At 68.0% G+C, this 20,046-nt stretch carries 9 protein-coding genes; 6 read left to right on the forward strand and 3 right to left on the reverse strand.

Annotated features, from left to right (window positions below; genetic code table 11):
• Nucleotides 1–16 precede the first annotated feature (16 nt).
• Nucleotides 17–1,111 (reverse strand): NAD-dependent epimerase/dehydratase family protein, encoded by a 1,095-nt coding sequence (locus tag AWC19_RS09380; protein ID WP_085077790.1) that lies wholly within the window; start codon nucleotides 1,109–1,111, stop codon nucleotides 17–19.
• A gap of 182 nt (nucleotides 1,112–1,293) precedes the next feature.
• Between AWC19_RS09380 and AWC19_RS09385 the strand changes: the two genes are divergently transcribed.
• Together AWC19_RS09385 and AWC19_RS09390 are read left to right on the forward strand one after the other, a co-directional pair.
• Nucleotides 1,294–2,400, forward strand: a complete 1,107-nt coding sequence (locus AWC19_RS09385; protein ID WP_085077783.1) for a class I SAM-dependent methyltransferase — start codon at nucleotides 1,294–1,296, stop codon at nucleotides 2,398–2,400.
• Nucleotides 2,401–2,469: 69 nt separating this feature from the next.
• On the forward strand, nucleotides 2,470–3,204 hold the full coding sequence (locus AWC19_RS09390; protein WP_085077791.1) for a class I SAM-dependent methyltransferase: 735 nt from the start codon (nucleotides 2,470–2,472) through the stop codon (nucleotides 3,202–3,204).
• A gap of 22 nt (nucleotides 3,205–3,226) precedes the next feature.
• Here AWC19_RS09390 and AWC19_RS09395 read toward each other — a convergent pair whose 3' ends face one another.
• Nucleotides 3,227–3,949 carry a rhamnosyl O-methyltransferase gene (locus AWC19_RS09395; RefSeq protein WP_085077792.1) on the reverse strand — a complete coding sequence of 241 codons (723 nt, stop codon included), beginning with the start codon at nucleotides 3,947–3,949 and terminating at the stop codon, nucleotides 3,227–3,229.
• A gap of 369 nt (nucleotides 3,950–4,318) precedes the next feature.
• Here AWC19_RS09395 and AWC19_RS09400 point away from each other — a divergent pair, with 369 nt between their 5' ends.
• Nucleotides 4,319–5,599, forward strand: coding sequence for a glycosyltransferase (locus AWC19_RS09400; protein ID WP_085077784.1), 1,281 nt, complete (start codon nucleotides 4,319–4,321; stop codon nucleotides 5,597–5,599).
• A gap of 222 nt (nucleotides 5,600–5,821) precedes the next feature.
• Nucleotides 5,822–16,873, forward strand: coding sequence for a type I polyketide synthase (locus tag AWC19_RS09405; protein ID WP_085077785.1), 11,052 nt, complete (start codon nucleotides 5,822–5,824; stop codon nucleotides 16,871–16,873).
• A gap of 60 nt (nucleotides 16,874–16,933) precedes the next feature.
• Here the strand turns inward: AWC19_RS09405 and AWC19_RS09410 are convergent, their stop codons facing one another.
• Nucleotides 16,934–17,806, reverse strand: coding sequence for a class I SAM-dependent methyltransferase (locus AWC19_RS09410; protein ID WP_085077786.1), 873 nt, complete (start codon nucleotides 17,804–17,806; stop codon nucleotides 16,934–16,936).
• Between the two features lie 686 nt (nucleotides 17,807–18,492).
• On the opposite strand from AWC19_RS09410, the gene AWC19_RS09415 reads away from it, so the two are divergent.
• Both AWC19_RS09415 and AWC19_RS09420 read left to right on the forward strand, forming a co-directional pair.
• Nucleotides 18,493–18,723, forward strand: a complete 231-nt coding sequence (locus tag AWC19_RS09415) for an MbtH family protein (protein ID WP_085077793.1) — start codon at nucleotides 18,493–18,495, stop codon at nucleotides 18,721–18,723.
• 6 nt (nucleotides 18,724–18,729) lie between these two features.
• Nucleotides 18,730–20,046: condensation domain-containing protein (locus AWC19_RS09420; RefSeq protein ID WP_245848864.1), on the forward strand; the 1,317-nt coding region annotated here is incomplete at its 3' end.

Here is a 20,046-nt window from a genome sequence, read left to right on the forward strand (position 1 = left end):
GCGACGGCGCCCAGTCCTACGTCAGGGCGGCGGTCGCCTGCAGGTGGGCGCTTGGCGCGACGCGGGATTCGGCCCGCTCGGCGATCCAGGCGAGCAGTGCTCGCAGGCCGTCGGCAAGCGTCACCTTCGGGCGCCAGCCAAGCTCGAGCTTCGCCGCCTCGATGTCGCATCTCGCGGCGCGCACGTCACCGTCGCGGAATTTCCCGACCACGGTCGGTTCGGGGGCATCACAGATTGCGGCGATCTGGCGGGCCAGCTCGTGAATGGTGGTGGGAACCCCCGAGCCGATGTCGAGGCAGCGTGAACCGGGTGCCTCGATCGCGGCGAACAGCGCGTCGACGACGTCGTCGATGTAGACGAAATCGCGCACGATTCGGCCGTCCTCGTAGACCTCCAACGCGCGCCGCTCGCGGGCCAGGCGCGCGAACAGGGCGACGATTCCGGTGTAGGAATTCGTCAGCGACTGGCCCGGCCCGTACACGTTCTGCAGGCGCAGCACGCTGAGTCGGGCGTCATGCGCCGCCGCCCAGGCGCCCAGGATCTGCTCCTGGGCGAGCTTGGTCGCGGCATAGATGTTGGTCGGCCGCGGCTCGGTTCGGTCGGCGCGGCTCGCAAGCGGGACCGCGGGTCCGCCCGTGGGGGCCTGCGGATCCCAGATCCCGGCCAGCAGCTGCGCGTGGCTGCGGGGCTGCGGGTAAAAGGTCACCGAGCCGCACCGCCACGCGCCCTCGCCGTAGACGGCCCGCGACGACGCCAATACCAGCTGGTCAGGCGCGTGCGCCGAGCGGCCGAGGGCATCGAGTAGTTGGGTCGTCCCCACCACGTTGACCGAGCCGTGGCGCGTCGCCTCGGACAGCGACTGCGCCGTTCCCGTCTCGGCGGCCAGATGAACCACCTGCGTCGGCCGAAACAACCGGAGCACGGCGTCCCAATCCGGTGCGTGGGTGACATCCCCGGTGAACAACCGCACCGATGGCGGCAGGTCGATCGCGTCGTGACCGGCATGCACCTGCGGATGCAGGACGTCCATCACGGCCACGTCGTAACCCGCTCCGACAAGGCGGCGCGCAAGCGCGGACCCGATGAATCCAGCCCCCCCGGTGATGAGCACGGATTTCAACACCAACAGACGCCTCCGGTTTCTTCGACCCCCGCGCCCGGTTAAGGGCGCGCGTGCATCGAATCGAGGCATTATCACACACCTGTCCAACAAGTTGGTATGTTGTCGGCTCGAGAGCCTGTGACTCCCCGGCTGTCGGGACGCGGACGGAAGGCGGTCTGAAGGTTGGCCTGGTGGTCATAATCGGCACGCGGCCGGTCGACAAAACGAGCCTTCATCGGATCTGGAAAGCGATCCTCGTCGGCACCGCGCTCGTCGTCGCCGCGGTGTGTTTTCTCGCGCCGATCGTCTTCGTCGTGATCGGCCTGTTCTTCGGGTTGCTCCTGTGCGCGCGCGTCGCTTATCGGGACCGGGACCGCTTCATTCCGAACCTGTACTCGCGGGACACCCGGACCTACGACGAGGAGTATCGATCGTTCATCGGCCGCACGGTTGCGGACCTGCGTGGCTGCCGGATCGGCGGCCACACGTTGCTATGGGAAGCGGCGCGCCTGCCGCCGTGCCGCGGCGATTCCGACGAACTGCTGCTCGATCTGGGGGTCTGGATCGGCTGGTCGACGCGGCTGATCTGCGACGCTTCGGGCCGCAAAGTCTACGGGTTTGACACGTTCGAGGGCCTGGTCGAAGACTGGCAGATCGACGATCAGGCCGTCATCAAGCGTGGGACCTTTTCGCTGGCGGAACCGTTGGCCCAACGCTTCATCGCCGACACCGGCGTGAGCCTGCGCGGTGGGGTCCCCGACGCGCTCGGCCGTGACGTGGAGTTCGTCAGGGGAAGCACGTACCAGACGCTGGCCCCGTTCCTGGGCGGGCGGCCGGGCGCCACGATCCGGCTCTTCCACATGGACCTCGATACCTACGAAAGCTGCCTGCACGCGCTGGAGACCTGCCGGGATCGGTTTGCGCCGGGATCGATCCTGGTCTTCGACGAGTACCTGGTCACCAACGGCGAAATGCTGGCCTTCTACGAGTTCCAGCGCAAATACGAGCTGGAATTTCGCTACCGGGCCTGGGGCCTGGAGGCGTGGGAGATGAACATCGAGATGGTCACCTCGCGTCGCCGGCGGTTCCTGTACAGCCTGGTCATGATCGCCTTGTACTGGTCGAAGGGCGACGGCAGCTACGCCTGGGCATTCTTCCGCAGGAGATTCTGGCGATTCTGGTTGGGCGCGCCGTGGGGCGACATCTTGTTCATGCTCGGGGCCGCGGGACAACGCAAGTCGGTCAGCCTCGAAATCACCGGTTTGGGCAAGCTCGATCCAAGCCGCCGCGACCGGTGATCGCGGGCCCTTGTCAGACATGTGTTCAATGGGAAGGATCGTCGCGTGAACATCAACAACGGGCTGGTGATGTTGGCCGACGCGTGGCCCGGTTTGAACCGCATCAGGGCCGTGCAGCGGGCGCTTGCCGGCCGGGTGAATCCCGTCTACCTCGAGATCGGGGTCTCGCGCGGCCAGGCCTTCCAGCGAATCAGCGCCGATGTGAAAATCGCCGTCGATCCGGCGTTCAAGCTGTCGGAGCGGACCCGCGAACTCGCCGACGCGAAGGCGCGCGAGACCCATTACTTCGAGACGACCAGCGACGCCTTCTTCGACGATCAAACAGAATTCCTCGAGCGGCACCCCATCGACGTCGCGCTGATCGACGGGCTCCACACGTATGGGCAGGTGGTGCGCGACGTCGAGCAGACCCTGCGCTACCTGCGCGACGACGGCGTCATCTTCCTGCACGACTGCAACCCCCCGTTTGCCCTGGCGGCCCGCCCCGCGGCGTCGTGGGACGAATTCATCGCGCAGCAGTCGGGGCCCCTGGCGATCGGTGTATGGAACGGCGATGTCTGGAAAGCGATCGTCCATCTGCGCAGCACCCGCCACGACCTGCTGGTCGGCGTCCTCAAATGCGACCAGGGCGTCGGTTTCGTGCGGAAAGGATCGCCGGAAACGTCGCTGAGCTATTCCGCGGAACAGGTCGAGGCCCTCACCTACGCCGATCTCAAGGCGGACCGGCAGCGCCTGCTCAACCTCAAACCGGCCCGGTATCTGAACGAATTCCTGGCCGCGGGGGCCATTTCCCCGCCGATCTAAAAGCGCGGTGAGTTTCCCGGCGTTAGTTGCGGATCAGGTATCCGTTGGGCGCCTGCGTCCAGCCGAATTTGTTCTCCCGCGTCACGTCGTGCTTGTAGTCGTGGGGGAATTCGCGCTCGTATGCCTCGATCGCCTCATACGGGCCCGGTCCCCAGCCGGGAAGGACGGGGTGGCCGTTCATATTGGAGTCCTCGACTATCAGGTAGTCGCCCGTCGAGAGTAACGGCCGCAGCAGGTTCATCTCGGCCAGCACATGGTTCATCGAGTGGTCGCTGTCCAGGATCGCGAAGACTTTTCCGGGAAATTCGCCTTTGAGGCGTTGGATGTGCTCGGCGACGGCCGGCACGGTGGATCGTGATTCGACGAACAAAATATCGGAATCGTGCCGCGCTTTCGGCGCAAGATTTCCGTGGTAGACATCCACGGAAAGCACCTTGAATGGCTCGCCTATCTGCCGCAGGACGTTGGCGAAGTACAACGCCGAGCCGCCGTGGTTCGTGCCGAATTCGATCACCAACGAGGGTTTCAGGTCAAACAAGATCTCCTGATAGTTCCACATATCGCTGGGCGACTTCTGGCACAGGACACCCATCCACGTCGTCTTGTTGAAAACTCCGGTGTTGTAGAACCACTTGTGATATTCTTCGCATTCCGAACCCGCCGGCTGGTAGAAATAGCGAGCCAGCGCCGGAATTGCCACCGTTTTTTTGAAGAATTTCCAAGGGGTCGGTGTGGATTCGAACATGGCCGCGGCAATCCGCAGCACCGCGTTTTTGTCCACATAACTGGTGTCGTGACCCGTTGCGGGGGCGGCGCTTTCGCGATCCGGTGCCCGCCGAGGGCGCACCGCCCTCCGACCAGCACGTTCCCGACGCCGCCACGGCACCGCAGCATGGTAGCAGCAGATGCCGCGAATCGTCGGCGTCGGTTTGCGCGCGCTCGCCAGGCGAATTGGCTCTTGATTCGTGGCCGTGCAAGCGCGCCCGGCGGCGCTTCGGAATCCGCGAAATCGAGGCGATCGGGTTATGCTGCCGGGCGGCTGGGCCGGGCGTGCGAAGACGACCGCTTGCATATCTCATCAACGCGCACGGCTAGTGAAAGGCTAGGGTCCGCGATGAAATTCGTGCTGGCGAGCTGGGGCAGCCGCGGGGATGTCGAGCCCAACCTCGCCGTCGGCCGCGAGCTGGTGCGCCGGGGGCACGACGTGTGCATGGCCGTCCCACCCGACCTGGTCGGGTTCACGGAGGCGGCTGGGGTCGCGGCGGTCGGCTTCGGTCCGGAAGCGCGGTCCATCCTGGACGCGCACCGCGACTTCTGGACGTGTTTCTTCGGCCATCCCTGGCGGGTCCGCGAACTGGTCAGGTCGCGACTCGAAATCGCCGCACCCCTGCTGAGGGGGTGGCAGGAGATGGGCACGACGCTGAAGTCGTTGGCGCAGGGGGCCGACCTGATTTTCACCGGCATCAATTTCGAGGACGCCGCGGCCAACGTCGCGGAGTACTACGACATCCCGCTGGCCACGTTGCACTACTTCCCGCTGCGGCCCAACGGCCAGACCCTGCCATTCTTGCCGGCGCCCTTGGCCCGCCTGGCGGTGCGGGCCTTCTGGTGGGTGTCTTGGCGCGGCACCAAGAAGGCCGAGGACGCCCAGCGCCGCGAACTCGGCCTGCCCAAGGCGGCGGGCTCCGCGCATCGGCGAATCACCGATCGCGGATCGCTGGAAATTCAGGCTTACGACGAGGCGTGCTTTCCCGGGCTGGCGGCCGAATGGGCGAAGAGGCGCGGGCGCAAGCCCCTCAATAGGCCGTTCGTCGGCACGCTGACGCTGGAATTGCCGACGGCCGCCGACCACGAGGTGGCGTCGTGGCTGGCGGCCGGCACGCCGCCGATCTTCTTTGGCTTCGGCAGCATTCCCGTCGAAGCTCCCGCGGACACGATCGCCATGATCGCCGCGGCCTGCGCGCGGCTGGGCGAGCGGGCATTGGTGGGAGCCGCCGGGACCGATTTCGGCGATGCCCCACAATTCGAACACGTCAAAGTGGTGGGCACGATGAATTACGTGACCGTTTTTCCGGCCTGCCGGGCGGTCGTGCACCACGGCGGCTCGAGCACCACGCCGATCGCCATGCGAGCCGGGGTCCCACAGCTGATCCTGTATTGGGACATGGTCCACGCGGTGTATGGAGGTGCGGTCAAGCGCCTGAAGGTGGGCACCGCCCGGCGGTTTTCGACCGCCACCGAGGAATCGCTGGTCGCGGATTTGCGTACCATCCTCGCCCCGGAATACGCCGCGCGCGCCGGCGAGCTCGCCACCCGGATCACCGAACCGGCCAAAAGCGCTGCCGCCGCCGCAGACCTGCTGGAAAGTTTCGCCCTTCGCAACCGGGCGGGCTGATACCGAACGCCGTCAAGACCCGCGGCATGGTTCGGGGTGCGTGGACGGGGTCACGGCCAACCTCGTGACAGCGGTCACACCAGCAAGTATGGTCTAGAACTTGTTACACCCATGTCAAGTAAATGGTCGGGAGACGCGGTTGAGCACCAAACCATTCGGGGATGTCAGTTGCAGCTTTTTCGCCGCAGCCAATGACGGCGGGCTCACCGAAGGGGATCGCAAGTGACCGATCGGCAGAATCAGGCTCCACACGGTTTTGCGATCGTCGGCTACGCGCTGCGCGTTCCCGGTGCGGCCGACGCGGAGCAGTTCTGGGATGTGCTGCAGCAGGGGCGCGATGCCGTAACCGAGGTGCCGGCTGACCGCTGGAATGTCGACGAATTCTTCGACCCCGATCCCGACGCGCCGGGCAAGATTGTCAGCCGGCGCGCGGGCTTCATCGACGACGTGACGGGGTTCGACGCGCCATTCTTCGGGCTGTCGAAGCGCGAAACCATGCTGATCGACCCCCAGCATCGGATCTTGCTGGAGACGGCGTGGCAAGCGGTGGAGCATTCCGGCACCGCGCCGTCGGCCTTGGCGAACACCAAGACCGGTGTGTTCATGGGTCTGGGCACCCATGACTACCTGGGGTTGATATCCGAGCAGCTCAGTTACGCCGAGATCGAGGCGTACGTGGCGATCGGGACGTCGTCGGCCGCGGGCGCGGGCCGGATCAGCTACGGGCTGGGGTTGCAGGGACCCGCGGTGTCCGTCGACACGGCCTGCAGCTCGTCGCTGGTCGCCGTCCACCAGGCGTGCCAGGCGCTGCGCTTCGGGGAGTGCGACCTCGCGCTGGCCGGCGGGGTGAACGTCATCCTCAGCGCGAAGACCGCGATGACCTTCTCGCACGCGCACATGCTGGCTCCCGACGGCCGGTGCAAGACGTTCGACGCGGCCGCCGACGGCTACGTGCGCGGCGAGGGTTGCGGTGTCATCGTCGTCAAGCGGCTCGAGGACGCGATCCGCGACGGCGACCGGATCCGGGCGGTGATCCGGGGCAGCGCGGTCAACCAGGACGGCGCATCCGGTGGGTTGACGGTGCCGAACGGCGTTGCCCAGCAACGCGTCATCAGCGAGGCGCTCGAGTCCGCCGGGGTCGCCGCGGGCGACGTCGGCTACCTCGAGGCGCACGGCACCGGGACGTCGCTGGGCGACCCGATCGAGGTCCAGGCCGCCGGTGCGGTGCTCGGCGCCGGGCGCGAACCCGGCCGCCCGCTGCTGATCGGGTCGGTCAAGACCAACATCGGGCACCTGGAGGCGGCCGCGGGCATCGCCGGTCTCATCAAGGTCGTTCTGTCGCTCGAGCACGAAAAGTTGCCGAAGCACCTGCATTTCCAGAAGCCGTCGCCGCACATCCCCTGGGACCGGCTCCCGGTACGGGTCGTGGACGAGGCCGTGCCCTGGCCGCGCGACGGGCGGCCCCGGATCGCCGGCGTGAGTTCGTTCGGGTTCTCCGGCACCAACGCCCACGTCATCGTCTCCGAGGGACCCGCCGAGGCCGGCCCGACGGTGACCACACCGGTGGTGCCGTCCGACGACCGGCGCTTCCACCTGTTGCCGCTGTCCGCGCGCAGCCCGGAAGCCTTGGCGCAGCTCGCGGAGGCGTACGAGAGCTGGCTGGCCGCGCACCCGGAGGCCTCGGTGGCCGACGTGTGCCTGACCGCCGGCGTGGGCCGATCGCACTTCGAGCACCGGGCCGCCTTGGTGGTGAATTCGACGGAATCCGCGCGCCAGTCGCTGCGCGCGCTGGCCGACAACCGCCGGGCGCCGGGCCTGGTGCGGGGGGATTGCACCGACCGGCCGAAGACGGCGTGGTTGTTCCCCGGCCAGGGCAGCCAGTACGCCGGCATGGCGCGGGAGTTGTTCGAGACCGAGCCGGTGTTCGCCGAGACGATGACCCGGTGCGCCGCGGCGGTCACCGACGTGCTCGAAAAGCCGTTGCTGGACGTCATTTTCGACGCGGACGGCCCGGACGGCGAGGACACCCTGCGGCAGACCAGCTACGCCCAGCCCGCCCTGTTCGCGGTGGAGATGGGCCTGGCCCGGCTGTGGCAGTCATGGGGCTTCGAACCCGACGTGGTGATCGGCCACAGCGTCGGCCAATACACGGCGGCTTGCGTCGCCGGCGTGTTCGGTCTCGAGGACGGCGCCAAGTTGCTGGCCGAGCGCGGCCGCCTGTTCGGCAGCCTGCCCGCCGGCGGTCGGATGGTCGCGGTCTTCACCGCCCCCGAGCGGGTGGAGGGTCTGACCGACGAGTTTCCGAGCCTGTCGGTCGCGGCCTACAACGGCGCCAACACGGTGCTGTCGGGACCCGCGCAGGACCTGGAGCAGGCGGTGGCCCGGCTGGGCGCCGACGGCGTGCGCTGCGACTGGCTGGACACCAGCCACGCCTTCCATTCCGCGCTGCTGGATCCGGTCCTCGACGAATTCGAGTCGTACGCGAACCGGTTCGAATATGCCGCGCCGCAACGGACATTGGTGTGCAACCGCACCGGTGCGCCCCTGCGCAGGAGCGCGAAACTGGACGCCGCCTATTGGCGCAGCCACGCCCGCCAGCCCGTCGAGTTCGCCAAGAGCGTGCGCACGCTGGCCGACCTGCGGTGCACGATGCTGCTGGAGGTCGGCCCGCAGCCGGTGCTGACCGCCGCGGCCCTGCGGGCCTGGCCCGACCCGGCCACCGCACCGCGGGCGATCGCGTCGCTGCGTCGAAACATCGCCGATCACCGCCAGATCACCGAAGCCCTCGCCAACGCCTACGTCGTCGGCCACCTGCCCGACTTCGGTGCGCTCGTGGGGCCGGCCCGCAAGGTCGACCTGCCCACCTACCCGTTCCAGCATCGCCAGTACTGGTTCCGCGAGCAGCGGCTCGGCGCCGCTTCCCAAACCATCGACCCGGCCCCGGCCGCGCGCACCGAAACCGTCCGGCTGCTCGAGGACGGCAGGATCGAGGAGCTCGCCGGCCTGCTCGACGGAGGCGGCGACAACCAACAGGCCATCGGCCTGCTCAAACAGCTTGCGGCACAACACAACCGGCAGCGAAGAGTGCAGTCGATCACGGACTCGCGCTACGAGATCCGCTGGGAGCGGGCCGCCGCCCCGGCCGCGCAACCCGCCGAGGGCTCCGCCTGGCTCATCGTCAGCGATGATGCCGAGGCGGTCCAGCCGTTGGTCGACGCGCTGAGTGCGCGCGGGCATCGGCACCGCATCGTCGGGCTGCCGATGTCCGACGCGCACGGGCAACGGCTCGAGGCCACCTTGCGCGCCGCGGTGGCCGACGAACCGGCGCTGCGGATTTTGCACCTGGCGGCCCTGGAGCCGGACCCCGCGCCGTCGACGCAATCGTTGTTGCGGATGCAACACGAGGTCATCAGCGGAACGCGGCGACTGTTCTGCGCCGCGGCCGCCGCCGAGCTCCGCGCGCCCATCTGGCTGATAACCCGCGGCGCACAGCGCGTTACCGGTGCGGACGCGGTATCGCCGGTGCAGTCCTGCCTATGGGGCTTCGGCCGCGCCGCCTCGTTGGAACACCCGCGCCTGTGGGGCGGGCTGGCGGACCTGCCCGCGGGCGGTGGCTTGGACGACGCGGTGTGCTCGCGGCTGGTCGACCAGCTGGCGGCGGCACCGGCGGGTGAGGACCAGTTCGCGGTGCGCGATCAAGGGGTCTACGTGCCCCGGCTGACGCGGCGGGCAGGCCTACCGACCGCGACGCCGGTGGCGTTGCGGGCCGACGCCACCTACCTGGTGACCGGTGGATTGGGTGCGATCGGACTGGAAGTCGCCGGGTACCTGGCCGCCCACGGCGCCCGGCATCTGGTGCTGACCGGCCGCCGCGCACCCGGCGATGCCGCGCGGACGCGCATCGATGCCCTGCGCGAACAGCATGACTGCGACGTCCGGGTCATCGCGGCCGACGTCGCCAACCCGCATGACGTCGCGCGCGTCTTGGCCACCGTGCGGGCCGAACTGCCACCCCTCGCCGGCATCGTGCATGCCGCCGGCGAGATGGGCAACACCCCGCTACAAGCGCTCGACGACGCGGAAGTGGATCGCGTCTTCGACGGAAAGGTCTGGGGCGCTTGGCATTTGAGCGAAGCGACCGCGGACGCCAAGCTGGACTTCTTCCTGAGCACCTCCTCGATTTCCGGGGTGTGGGGCAGCTTCGGTCAAACGGCCTACAGCGCGGCCAACGCCTTCCTCGACGGGCTGGCCTGGCGGCTGCGTGAGCGGGGGATTCCCGGGATCAGCGTCAACTTCGGTCCGTGGGCGGCGGGCATGGCCGACGAGCAAGCCCGCGCGCGGCTGGAGGAGCGGGGGGTCAAGACGTTGTCGCCCGCTGACGCGCTGGCGGGGATGGCCGAGCTCTTGGTGGCGTCTTCGGTGCAGGGCGTGGTGGCCCGGGTGGACTGGGCCCGTTTTCTGCCGCTCTATCAGCTGGGCGGGAAGCGGTCGTTCCTGTCGCAGCTGGCGGCCGAGGTGCCCGAGCCGGCGCCGGCGCCGTCCGCAACGTCCTCCGGGAGCACGCAATTGGTCGAGCGGCTCACCCTCGCCCCGACGCAGCAGCGCAAGAAGCTCGTCGTGGATTACCTGCGCGACGTCGTGGCCGACGTGACCCGGATCGATCCCGCCGAGATCCGCGACGAGGCCGGGTTTTTCGACGTCGGCATGGATTCGCTGATGGCCGTCGAAATGCGGCGGCGGGTCGAGCGCGCCGTCGGCAAGGAGCTGCCGTCGACGCTCGCGATGGACTATCCACGCCTGGTCGATGTGGCGGACTACCTGCTGCGTGACGTCCTTTGCATCGACGCACCGGCGCCGAGCGCCCCGGCCCCGGCGCAGCCGGCGGCGCCGGCGCCGGCGCACGCCGATGAGCCGATCGCGATCGTCGCGGTCGCGTGCCGTTTCCCGGGCGCGCCGGATCCCGACGCGTATTGGGAGTTGTTGTCCGGCGCTGTCGATGCGATCCGGGAGATCCCGGACGACCGCTTCGACGTCGACGAGTATTACGACCCCGATCCCGAGGCGCCCGGCAAGATCTACACCCGCTACGGCGGATATTTGGACAGCATCGACGGCTTCGATCCGGAGTTCTTCAACATTTCCCCGCGCGAGGCCGTGTGGATGGATCCCCAGCAGCGGTTGATGCTCGAAATCGCGTGGGAAGGGCTTGAAAGGGCGGGGTACGCGCCGTCCGCCCTGCGCGGCAGCCGCACCGGCGTGTTCGTCGGGGTGGCCGCCAACGAGTATTCGCAGCTGCTGAACGCCAACTCGGTCGAGACCATCGAGGCCCACTTCATCACCGGCAACGCGCTCAACGTGATCGCGGGCCGGGTGGCGTTCGCGCTCGGGCTGGAAGGGCCGGCGATGGCGGTGGACACCGCGTGCAGCGCGTCGCTGGTCGCCGTCCATCAGGCCTGCCAGGGGCTGCACTCCGGTGACTGCGACATGGCGCTCGCCGGCGGGGTGAACGTCCTGGTGAGCCCGGCATCCGTCGTCGCCACCTCGCGCGCCCGGATGCTGGCCGCCGACGGCCGATGCAAGACCTTCGACGCCGCCGCGAACGGCTATGCCCGCAGCGAAGGGTGCGGCATCCTGGTCCTCAAGAGGCTGAGCGACGCCGAGCGCGACGGCGATCAAATCTGTGCGGTCATCCGGGGCAGCGCGGTCAATCAGGACGGCGCGTCCAGTGGTTTGACGGTGCCGAACGGCGGTGCGCAGCAACGGCTCATCGCCGCGACGCTGGCTCGCGCCGGCGTCAGCGGCCGGGACGTCGATTACCTCGAGGCGCACGGCACGGGCACCTCGCTGGGTGACCCGATCGAGGTCCAGGCCGCGGCGGCCGTCTACGGCGCCGGCCGCGACCCGAACCATCCGCTGTTGGTGGGGTCGGTGAAGACCAACATCGGGCATCTGGAGTCGGCGGCGGGCATCGCCGGCCTGATCAAGGTCGTGCTGTCGATGCAGCACGGGGTTCTGCCGCAAAACCTGCACTTCGAAAAGCCGTCACCGCACATCCCGTGGGACTCCCTGCCGATCCGTGTCGTGGACAAGGCGCTCCCGTGGCAGGCCAACGGCCGGCCGCGTCGCGCCGGCGTGAGTTCCTTCGGGTTCTCCGGCACCAACGCGCACGTCCTGATCGAGGAGGCGCCGCCGAAACCGGCCGCCGCGCAGGAACTCTCGGCGGACGACGTCGCCGGCGGCGCCCCGGCCCCCGGGCCGGCCACCGGAAAGGATGCGGTCAGCGTGCTGCCGCTGTCGGCGCGGTCAGCGCAGGCGCTGGCGTCGTTGGCGCAGCGATACGGGGCCTGGCTGGAGGCGCACCCCGACGTCGGCATCACCGACGTGAGCTTCACGGCCGGGGTTGGACGGTCGCACTTCGAACACCGCGCGGCGCTCGTGGTGGACTCGGTGCAGGGCGCCCGTGAGCTGCTGGCCGGACTGGCCGAAAACCGGCTGGGACCCGGTGCGGTGCGCGGCGAGTGCGGCGACCCGCCGAAGACGGCGTGGTTGTTCACCGGGCAGGGCAGCCAGCACCCGGGCATGGCGCGCGAGTTGTTCGACAGCGAGCCGGTGTTCGCCGAAACCGTGAAGCGATGCGCCGAAGCGGTCGACGGGCTCCTGCCACGCCCGCTGTTGGACGTCGTCTTCGACACCGAGGGCGACTCGGCCGGAGAAACCCTGCGGCACACCTCTTTTGCCCAGCCCGCGCTCTTCGCTGTCGAGATGGGCCTGGCCCGGCTGTGGCAGTCGTGGGGTGTGGAGCCCGACGTGGTGCTGGGGCACAGCGTGGGGCAGTACGCGGCGGCGTGCGTGGCCGGAGTCTTCAGCCTCGGGGACGGGGCACGGCTGATGGCCGAACGCGGCCGGCTGTTCGGCAATCTGCCCGAGGGCGGCCGGATGGTGGCGGTGTTCGCCGACGCCGCGCACGTGCAGCGCGTCGCCGAGGAATTCCCGCACGTTTCGGTCGCCGCCTACAACGGACCCAACACGGTGCTGTCGGGTCCCGCCGCGGACCTCGAAGAGATCGTCGCGCGGTTCAGTGGTGACGGAACCCGCTGCACGTGGTTGGACACCAGCCATGCCTTCCACTCGGAGTTGCTGGAGCCGGCGCTCGACGAATTCGAAACGTACGCAAAGGGCTTCGAGTTCGCCGTTCCGACCCTGCCGCTCGTGTGCAACCGCACCGGCGCGGTCGTCACCGCGGACACTCCGCTGGACGCGCCATATTGGCGGTGGCATTCCCGGCAGCCGGTGCAGTTCGCCGAAAGCGTGCAAACGGTGGCGGCGCTGGGATGCTCGGTGTTGATGGAGATCGGCCCGCAACCGGTGCTGACCGGGGCCGCGGTGCAGGCCTGGCCGGAATCCTCGGCCCCCCCGCGTTCCATCGTGTCGCTGCGCAGGGGCGTCGACGCCCGGAATCAGATGGCAGAAGCGCTCGCCGCGGCCTACGTCGCCGGGCATCGGCCCGACTTCGCCGCGGTGCACCGCCGGCCACACCGCCGGGTCGAGCTGCCCACCTATCCGTTCCAGCGCCGTCGCTTCTGGCCCAAGACTTCCGGCATCACCGGCATCGATGGCCAGGGCGGCGCGATATCCGGAATACTAGGCGCTGCAAAGGATCTCGCCTCCGGCGACGCCGTATACAGCAGCCGGTGGTCGGTCAAGTCGCAGCCGTGGCTGTCCCATCACGTCATCTATGGCAGCGTCGTCGTTCCGGGCGCGACGTACGCGGCGATGGCCCTCGCCGCGGTTGGGACGCCGGCCCAGGTGCGTGACGTCTTCTTCTACGAGCCGATCATCCTGGGCGAGAAGACGTCTCGCGAGGTGCAGCTGACCGTGCATCCGGTTGAGGACGGCGGCTGGACCTTCCAGGTACACAGCCGCCCCTACGGTGATCGCGACGCCGAGTGGTCCTTGAACGCCGATGGCCGGATGGTCAGCCACGTCGACGACGAGTCGGCGCTCGAGCCCGCCGATCCCATCGACGCCGCGACCGAGCGGTTGAGCCGCATGCGTCCGCAGCAGCTGTTCGACACCTTCGCCGACATGGAGCTGACGTGGGGTCCCACCTGGGCCACGTCGCTCAAATCGCTGTGGGCCGGCGACGGTGAGGCGGTCGGCGATATCGCCATCGGTGACGAACTGTCCGAGCAGCTCGGCAGCGAGCCGATCCACCCGGTGCTGCTCGACCTGTGCACCGGCATCGCCTTCCCGGCCTTCCCGGCGGTGCTCGCGGCGAGCGAGCACGGCGGGCCGCTGACCGATCTTTTCTTGCCGTTGCGCTACGGGCGGGTGGTGCTGCGCGAGCGGATGCCTCGGCGATTCTATTGCCGCGCGCGGTGGCAGACCGGCGGGCCCGAGAGCGAAACGCAAGTCTTCGACCTCGATTTCGTGGACCGGGACGGACGCCAGCTCGGCGAGATTCGCGACTTCACGGTCAAACGCGCGCCCCGAGAGGCGTTGTTGCGCGGGCTCGGCGGCGACGCGACCCGCAACCTGTACACCGTCGGCTGGGAGGAGGTACCGCCGCCGGCGGCTGGCAACGCGGCGGGGACCGGCGGCGGGACCTGGCTGATCGCCGGATTGGACCGGCTGGCGGCCGGCCTGCCGGGCGCGGTCTCGGTCGATCCCGCCTCGATCATCGCGGACCCCGAGGCCTTGAAGCGGCTGTTCGAAGAGGCCCAGGACCGCGGTGGGGCGGTCTCTGGCATCGTGTGGCGCGCCCCGGCGCGAGGCGATGCGGAAGAGTCGGGCGCCGAGTTCGCGACCCGGCTGCAGACCGAAGTCGATCGGCTGCTCACCGTGGTGCGGACGCTGCTAGCGCAGCAAGACCTGAAACTGGTTGGCGGGCTGTGGATCGTCACCGAACGGGCCGTCGCGACCGAACCCGGCGAGCCGGTCGACCCCGCCCAGTCGGCGCTGTGGGGCTTTGGGCGCACCGTCATCACCGAGCAGCCGATGCTGCGTTGCAGGTTGGTCGACAGCGACGGATTCGACGATGCCGTGCAGTCGCTGGCCGATCTCCTCGGCGCGGCCGAGGCGTCGGTGTCCGAACCCGAACTCGCGCTGCGGCAAGGCAAGTGCTTGGTACCGCGGCTTTTGCCATGGGCGCGCAGCGGCCAACTGCCGGTACCTCGCGCGACCGACTACATCCTGGAGCCGACCGAACGCGGCGCGATCGACAACCTTCGCCTCCTCGAGACGACGGTCCCGCCGCCCGCCGAGGGCCAGGTGCAGATCCGGGTGGACGCGGCAGGCCTGAACTTCCGCGACGTGCTCAACGTGCTCGGCCTTTATCCGGGCGATCCCGGACGCGTCGGCGGTGGCGACCTCGCCGGCGTCGTCACGGAGTTGGGCCCCGGCGTCACCGGGTTCGACGTCGGCCAGCGCGTGTTCGGCTTCATGCCGGGCGGGTTCGCCACCCGCGTCAACGTGCCCGCCCAGTTCCTGGCACCGGTGCCGGACGGGGTGAGCGCGGTGGCCGCGGCGACCATCCCCGCCGGCGCGTTGACGAGCCGGCTCGCGTTCGATTGGGCGAAGGTGGGACCCGGTGACCGCGTGCTCATCCACGCCGCCAGCGGCGGCGTCGGGCTGGCCGCGATCCAGATCGCCCGGCAACGCGGCGCGACGGTGTTCGCGACCGCCAGCGCCTACAAGCGCGCGACGCTGCGCAAGCTGGGTGTTGAACACGTCTACGACTCGCGCAGCACGGATTTCGCGGATCAGATCCTCGCCGACACCGGCGGCGACGGCGTCGACGTGGTGCTCAACAGCCTCACCAACGAGGGATTCATCGCGGCGACCTTGCGGGCCACCGCACGGGGCGGCCGGTTCGCCGAGATCGCCAAGCGTGACATCTGGACCCGCGAACAGATGGCCGCGGCCCGTCCCGACGTCGCCTACGAGATCATCGCGCTGGACGCGTGCATCGAGCACGAACCCGATCGGACCGGGAGCCTGCTGGCCGAGCTGGCCGACAGCATGGCCCGCGGCGAGCTGGCGCCGATCGCCGCCGAGGTTTACCCGGTGACGGAGGCGAAGACGGCGTTCCGCCGGATGCAGCAGGCGCGGCACGTCGGCAAGATCGTGCTGCAGATGCCGAAACCGCTGCAGCCGCGCGGTGATCGGACCTACCTGATCACCGGTGGCCTCGGTGCGCTCGGGTTGTTCACGGCGGCCCATCTGGCCCAGCTCGGGGCCGGTGACATCGTGCTGACCAGCCGCCGGGCCCCCGACGCCGACGCGCTGCGGGCGATCGAGGACATCACCGAGCGCCACCGCTGCCGCATCCACACCTTCGCCGCCGACGTCGGCGACGAGGCGCAGGCCGAAGCACTGCTGGAGCGCATCCGCGCGGAATTGCCGCCGCTCGCGGGGGTAGTGCATGCCGCGGGTGTGCTCGACGACGCGCTGCTGACGCAGCAGAGCCTTCAGCGGTTCCAAAAGGTGTTGGCGCCCAAGGCGTTCGGCGCCCGCTACCTGGACCGGTTGACCAGAAACGACGATCTCGACTTCTTCGTCGTGTACTCCTCCGCCGCCAGCGTGCTCGGTTCGTCGGGTCAGGCCAACTACGTGACCGCCAACGCGGTGCTCGACGGCCTCGTCGCGGAGCGCCGGGCGCAAGGCCTGGCGGCGACCGCCGTCAACTGGGGTCCCTGGGCGAAGGGCGGCATGGCCACTTCGCACGCCGCGCGGGCCAATCTCAGTGCGCAGGGCCTCATTCCGCTGGAGCCCTCGGCCGCCCTCAACACGCTCGACGAGGTCGTCGCGCACGGGACCGGGCAGGCCGTGGTCCTCAAGGCCAATTGGCAGCGTGCCGCGAAGGGGCTGGGCGGCTCTCGCCCCTCGATGCTCGACCACGTGCTGCCCAGCGCCGTGGCGGCGACACGCGGCGACAGCGAGTTACTCCGCCAACTGCACGAGGTGCCCGAGGCCGAGCGCGGCAGCTTCCTCACCGAATTCCTGCGGTACGAAGTGCAGAACTTCTTGAGGCTCGCGCAACCGCCGGCCGCCACCAGCCGGTTCCTCGAGTTGGGCACGGATTCGCTGATGGCCGTCGAATTCAGCAACCGGTTGCTCCCGCAATTCGGCGGCGCGGTCACGATCAGCGCCACCGCGGTGTTCGACTATCCGACGATCGGGTCGCTCGCCGAGTATCTGGCCGGTCAGGTGCCAGAGGCGATCCCGCCGTCGGACGAGGCGGAATCCGTCCGGGAGCGAGAATCCGCGCAGTGACCGACTCGCCGCGTTGATCTGTTGGGCAGGCCCACCCCGGGCCTGGCCCAACGGCCAGCCCTAGGCGACGGCGCCCGAAACCCGCAGCTGGGACCTCATGATCCGGTATTCCAACAGACCGGCCCGAAGCTGCTCGTAGATCGCCGACCCGGGCAGGGCAAGAAAGTTGGCCACCCGGGGGTTCTCGTCGCCGTAAACCTCCGCCCAGTTATTGCTCGCCTGGTCGCGCGAGGCCAACACGTTGTCGGTGATATCGCGGTCGCTTTCGGTGGAAAAGCCCAGCTCTTTCACGCGCGTCCGTACATAGTCCCAGTCTTCCGCACTGAGGAAGTCGGTGTGCAAAAACCATCCGGACGGGCGGCAGATCCTCCGCACTTCATTCAAGAATTTCGGCAAATTGCCGTATGAATGTGACGACTCCACGTTGAGGATCGCGTCGCAAAATCCATCGTCGAGGGGGAGGTCCAATGCATCGCCCACTTTGAAGTCGATCGCACCGCGTGTGTGCGTCTTTTTACAGAAGGCGATCGCCTCCGCGGACATGTCGATGCCCGTTACTCGAGCGCTGAATTTCTCCGCCACAAGTGCGGCGTTTCCGCCGCGGCCACATCCAATTTCGACGATGTCGCGGCCATTCAGGTCGAGCGACCCGATGACTTCGAGCACCAGCCGGACCGAGTTCGCGTTGAACGTCCCTTCGCGAATGGTGAACGCCGATTCATTGTGGGAGTCAGTCGGGACATACCCGTAATTCAGGAAGAACGAGGAATCGGCCACGCCGATGTCCTCCAAGCGGCGGCTGAGCAAATCGTAAAAGCTGCGCCACCCGCCGGCGGTCGTGGACAGCAGGTCGTCGGCCAAATGCGTCGACATCGCCACTCGTGAATCCTCACTCGATTCGGCGTGTGCCGAAGGTTCGCTCTGGTCAATCATTTCGTCCCAACCAAATCCGGTTTACCCATGGTTTGTGACATGGTGTCTTTTTTGGATCAACCATCCGGGATGCACCCGTCAGCTCTCGGCAAAGGCGCCCGCGTCCCGGGCGCCTAACCGCTTTCAGCTACTTCCGCTTTCACGCACGCTGGAGTCCATCCCTGCAAATTGTGTCGTCGCCACGATAGCCTCGATGTTCGCAATCTGGGAAGGCCGCCGCATCGCTTCGGCGATCCCGACGGGATCGCGGCGGGCAACGAAGATGCCGCGCGGCCGCCCCCCATGCGTCGGGCGACAACGGAGGCGGCCGAGCGCCCGCCGCGAAGGGGTGTCGTGCCGCGCAGGGGGAAGCAAGCTCGCCGACCCGATACCGCTCGCGCCATCGATCCACCGGCATCGAGCGAGCGGTAACTTCGCGTGTCGCCGTGGCCGCCGGAGCGTTCCGCGGTGGCGCCGTGGGCGCGTGAGCAGCACAAACAGTGCGAAGGGGCGGCGACCACAACACATTTTTTCGCCCCGTCGCCCGGGGGCTAGGTCGCATACCGTTGGTTGACTGTAAGGGTTCAGACCGTACCCAATGTCGGCCATTTGGCTTTTATTTCCAACAAGGCTTAGACAACCTCCGTCGGCCTCCAGTATGGTTTAGAACTTGTTATACCCATGTTCAGTAGATGGCGGGAGGCACGGTGAGCGTCAACCCCTTCGACGACGACGAGGGCAGTTTTTTCGTCTTGGTCAACGATGAGGAGCAGCACAGCTTGTGGCCGACATTCGCCGATGTTCCAGCCGGCTGGCGGGTGATGTTCGGCAAAGCCGACCGCGCGGCGTGCCTGGACTACATCGAACAAAACTGGACAGATATACGGCCCAAAAGTTTGCGCGAAAGGTTAGCGGCGCGACCCGGGTCTGACGGGTAGACCCGCATGGAGTTCGATGACCAGGCACTTCCGCTGACCCGGGGGCAGCTGGACATTTGGCTTGCGCAGGAGACCGGTCGGTCAAGCACCGAATGGCAGCTGGGCGTGCTTGTGCGATTCGACGGCACGGTCGAGCGTGCTTTGCTAGAGCGGGCGATCCGCCAGGTCGTTCAAGAGGCGGAACCAACCAGGGCCGCCATCTTCGAGGCGGATGGTCAGGTTTACCAGAGGGTGATCGATCACCCCGATGTCGAAATCGCGTTCCACGACCTGAGCGGCTTGCGCCATCCGGTGCAGGAAGCCCGACAAATGGCACTGTCGATCCAACACACGCCAATGCCGTGGGGTGGCCCGCTGTTCAAATTTGCGTTGTTCCAAACGTGGGCGGATGAATTCTACCTGTTCGGATGCTTCCACCACATAGTCGTAGACGGATCGGGGATTACCCTCCTCGCAAACCGAATTGCCACCGTCTACGCCGCAATGGCTTCCGGCGCGCCCATTCCCCCGGCTTTCTTCGGTTCATTGCGGGACCTGATTCGATGCGAGTCGGACTACGAAGCGTCCAGCGATTATCTGGAGGATGAAGCCTATTGGACTGAGAACCTTCCACCGGAAGCCGGCCTCGATCATTGGTCGCCCGACGTCGGGAACGAGGCCGACCCGCCGGTGCCCGCCACGCCGGTTCGGTTGGACCCCGCCGTCCTCCGACGCGTTCAAGAGCTTTGCCAGGCGTGGAACGTGCCGCGATCGTCCGTCATCACCGCGGCCTGCGCGTTGCTGGTGCGCGAGTGGTGCGCCGCGGGCTCACAGGTGGTGATCGACTTCCCGGTCAGCAGGCGGGTGCGCCCGGAGTCCAAGACGCTTCCGGGGATGGTGTCGGGGGTGGTCCCGCTGGCCGTGACGGTTCCGCCGGGATCCACGGTCGCCGGCTTTTGCCAGTCGGTCGACACGCGAATACGGGAGACGCTGCAGCACCAGCGATTCCCGGTGCACGCCCTCGAACGCAAAACCCATCCCCGCGCTCCGGAGCGACCCGCCACCCGGGTGAGCGTCAATTTCCTGCCGTCGAAAATGACCATGGATTTCGCCGGTGTCGAGGCTTCGGCGTCCTTCACCAATCCCGCCCAGGTGGGCGACTTCGGGTTGATCTTCTCCGGCGCCGGCGACCAACTGTTCCTCAGCACCGCGGGCACCGGCGGGCCCCTGTCCAATCTCGGCGCCGCCGATCTGGCGAGACGGTTGGAGCGGGTGTTGGCGGTGATGGTGGGTGAGCCGGGTCGGGTGTTGTCGTCGGTGGAGGTGGTTGATGGTGGTGAGCGG

This window comes from Mycobacterium palustre, assembly GCF_002101785.1.
Classification (GTDB): Bacteria; Actinomycetota; Actinomycetes; order Mycobacteriales; family Mycobacteriaceae; genus Mycobacterium; species Mycobacterium palustre.

What these genes read in the sequence shown, in the direction of transcription:
- AWC19_RS09395 (WP_085077792.1), bottom strand. Translation starts at nt 3,949, where the DNA reads ATGTTCGAATCCACACCGACCCCTTGGAAATTCTTCAAAAAAACGGTG.
- AWC19_RS09400 (WP_085077784.1), top strand. Translation starts at nt 4,319, where the DNA reads ATGAAATTCGTGCTGGCGAGCTGGGGCAGCCGCGGGGATGTCGAGCCC.
- AWC19_RS09410 (WP_085077786.1), bottom strand. Translation starts at nt 17,806, where the DNA reads ATGATTGACCAGAGCGAACCTTCGGCACACGCCGAATCGAGTGAGGAT.
- AWC19_RS09390 (WP_085077791.1), top strand. Translation starts at nt 2,470, where the DNA reads ATGTTGGCCGACGCGTGGCCCGGTTTGAACCGCATCAGGGCCGTGCAG.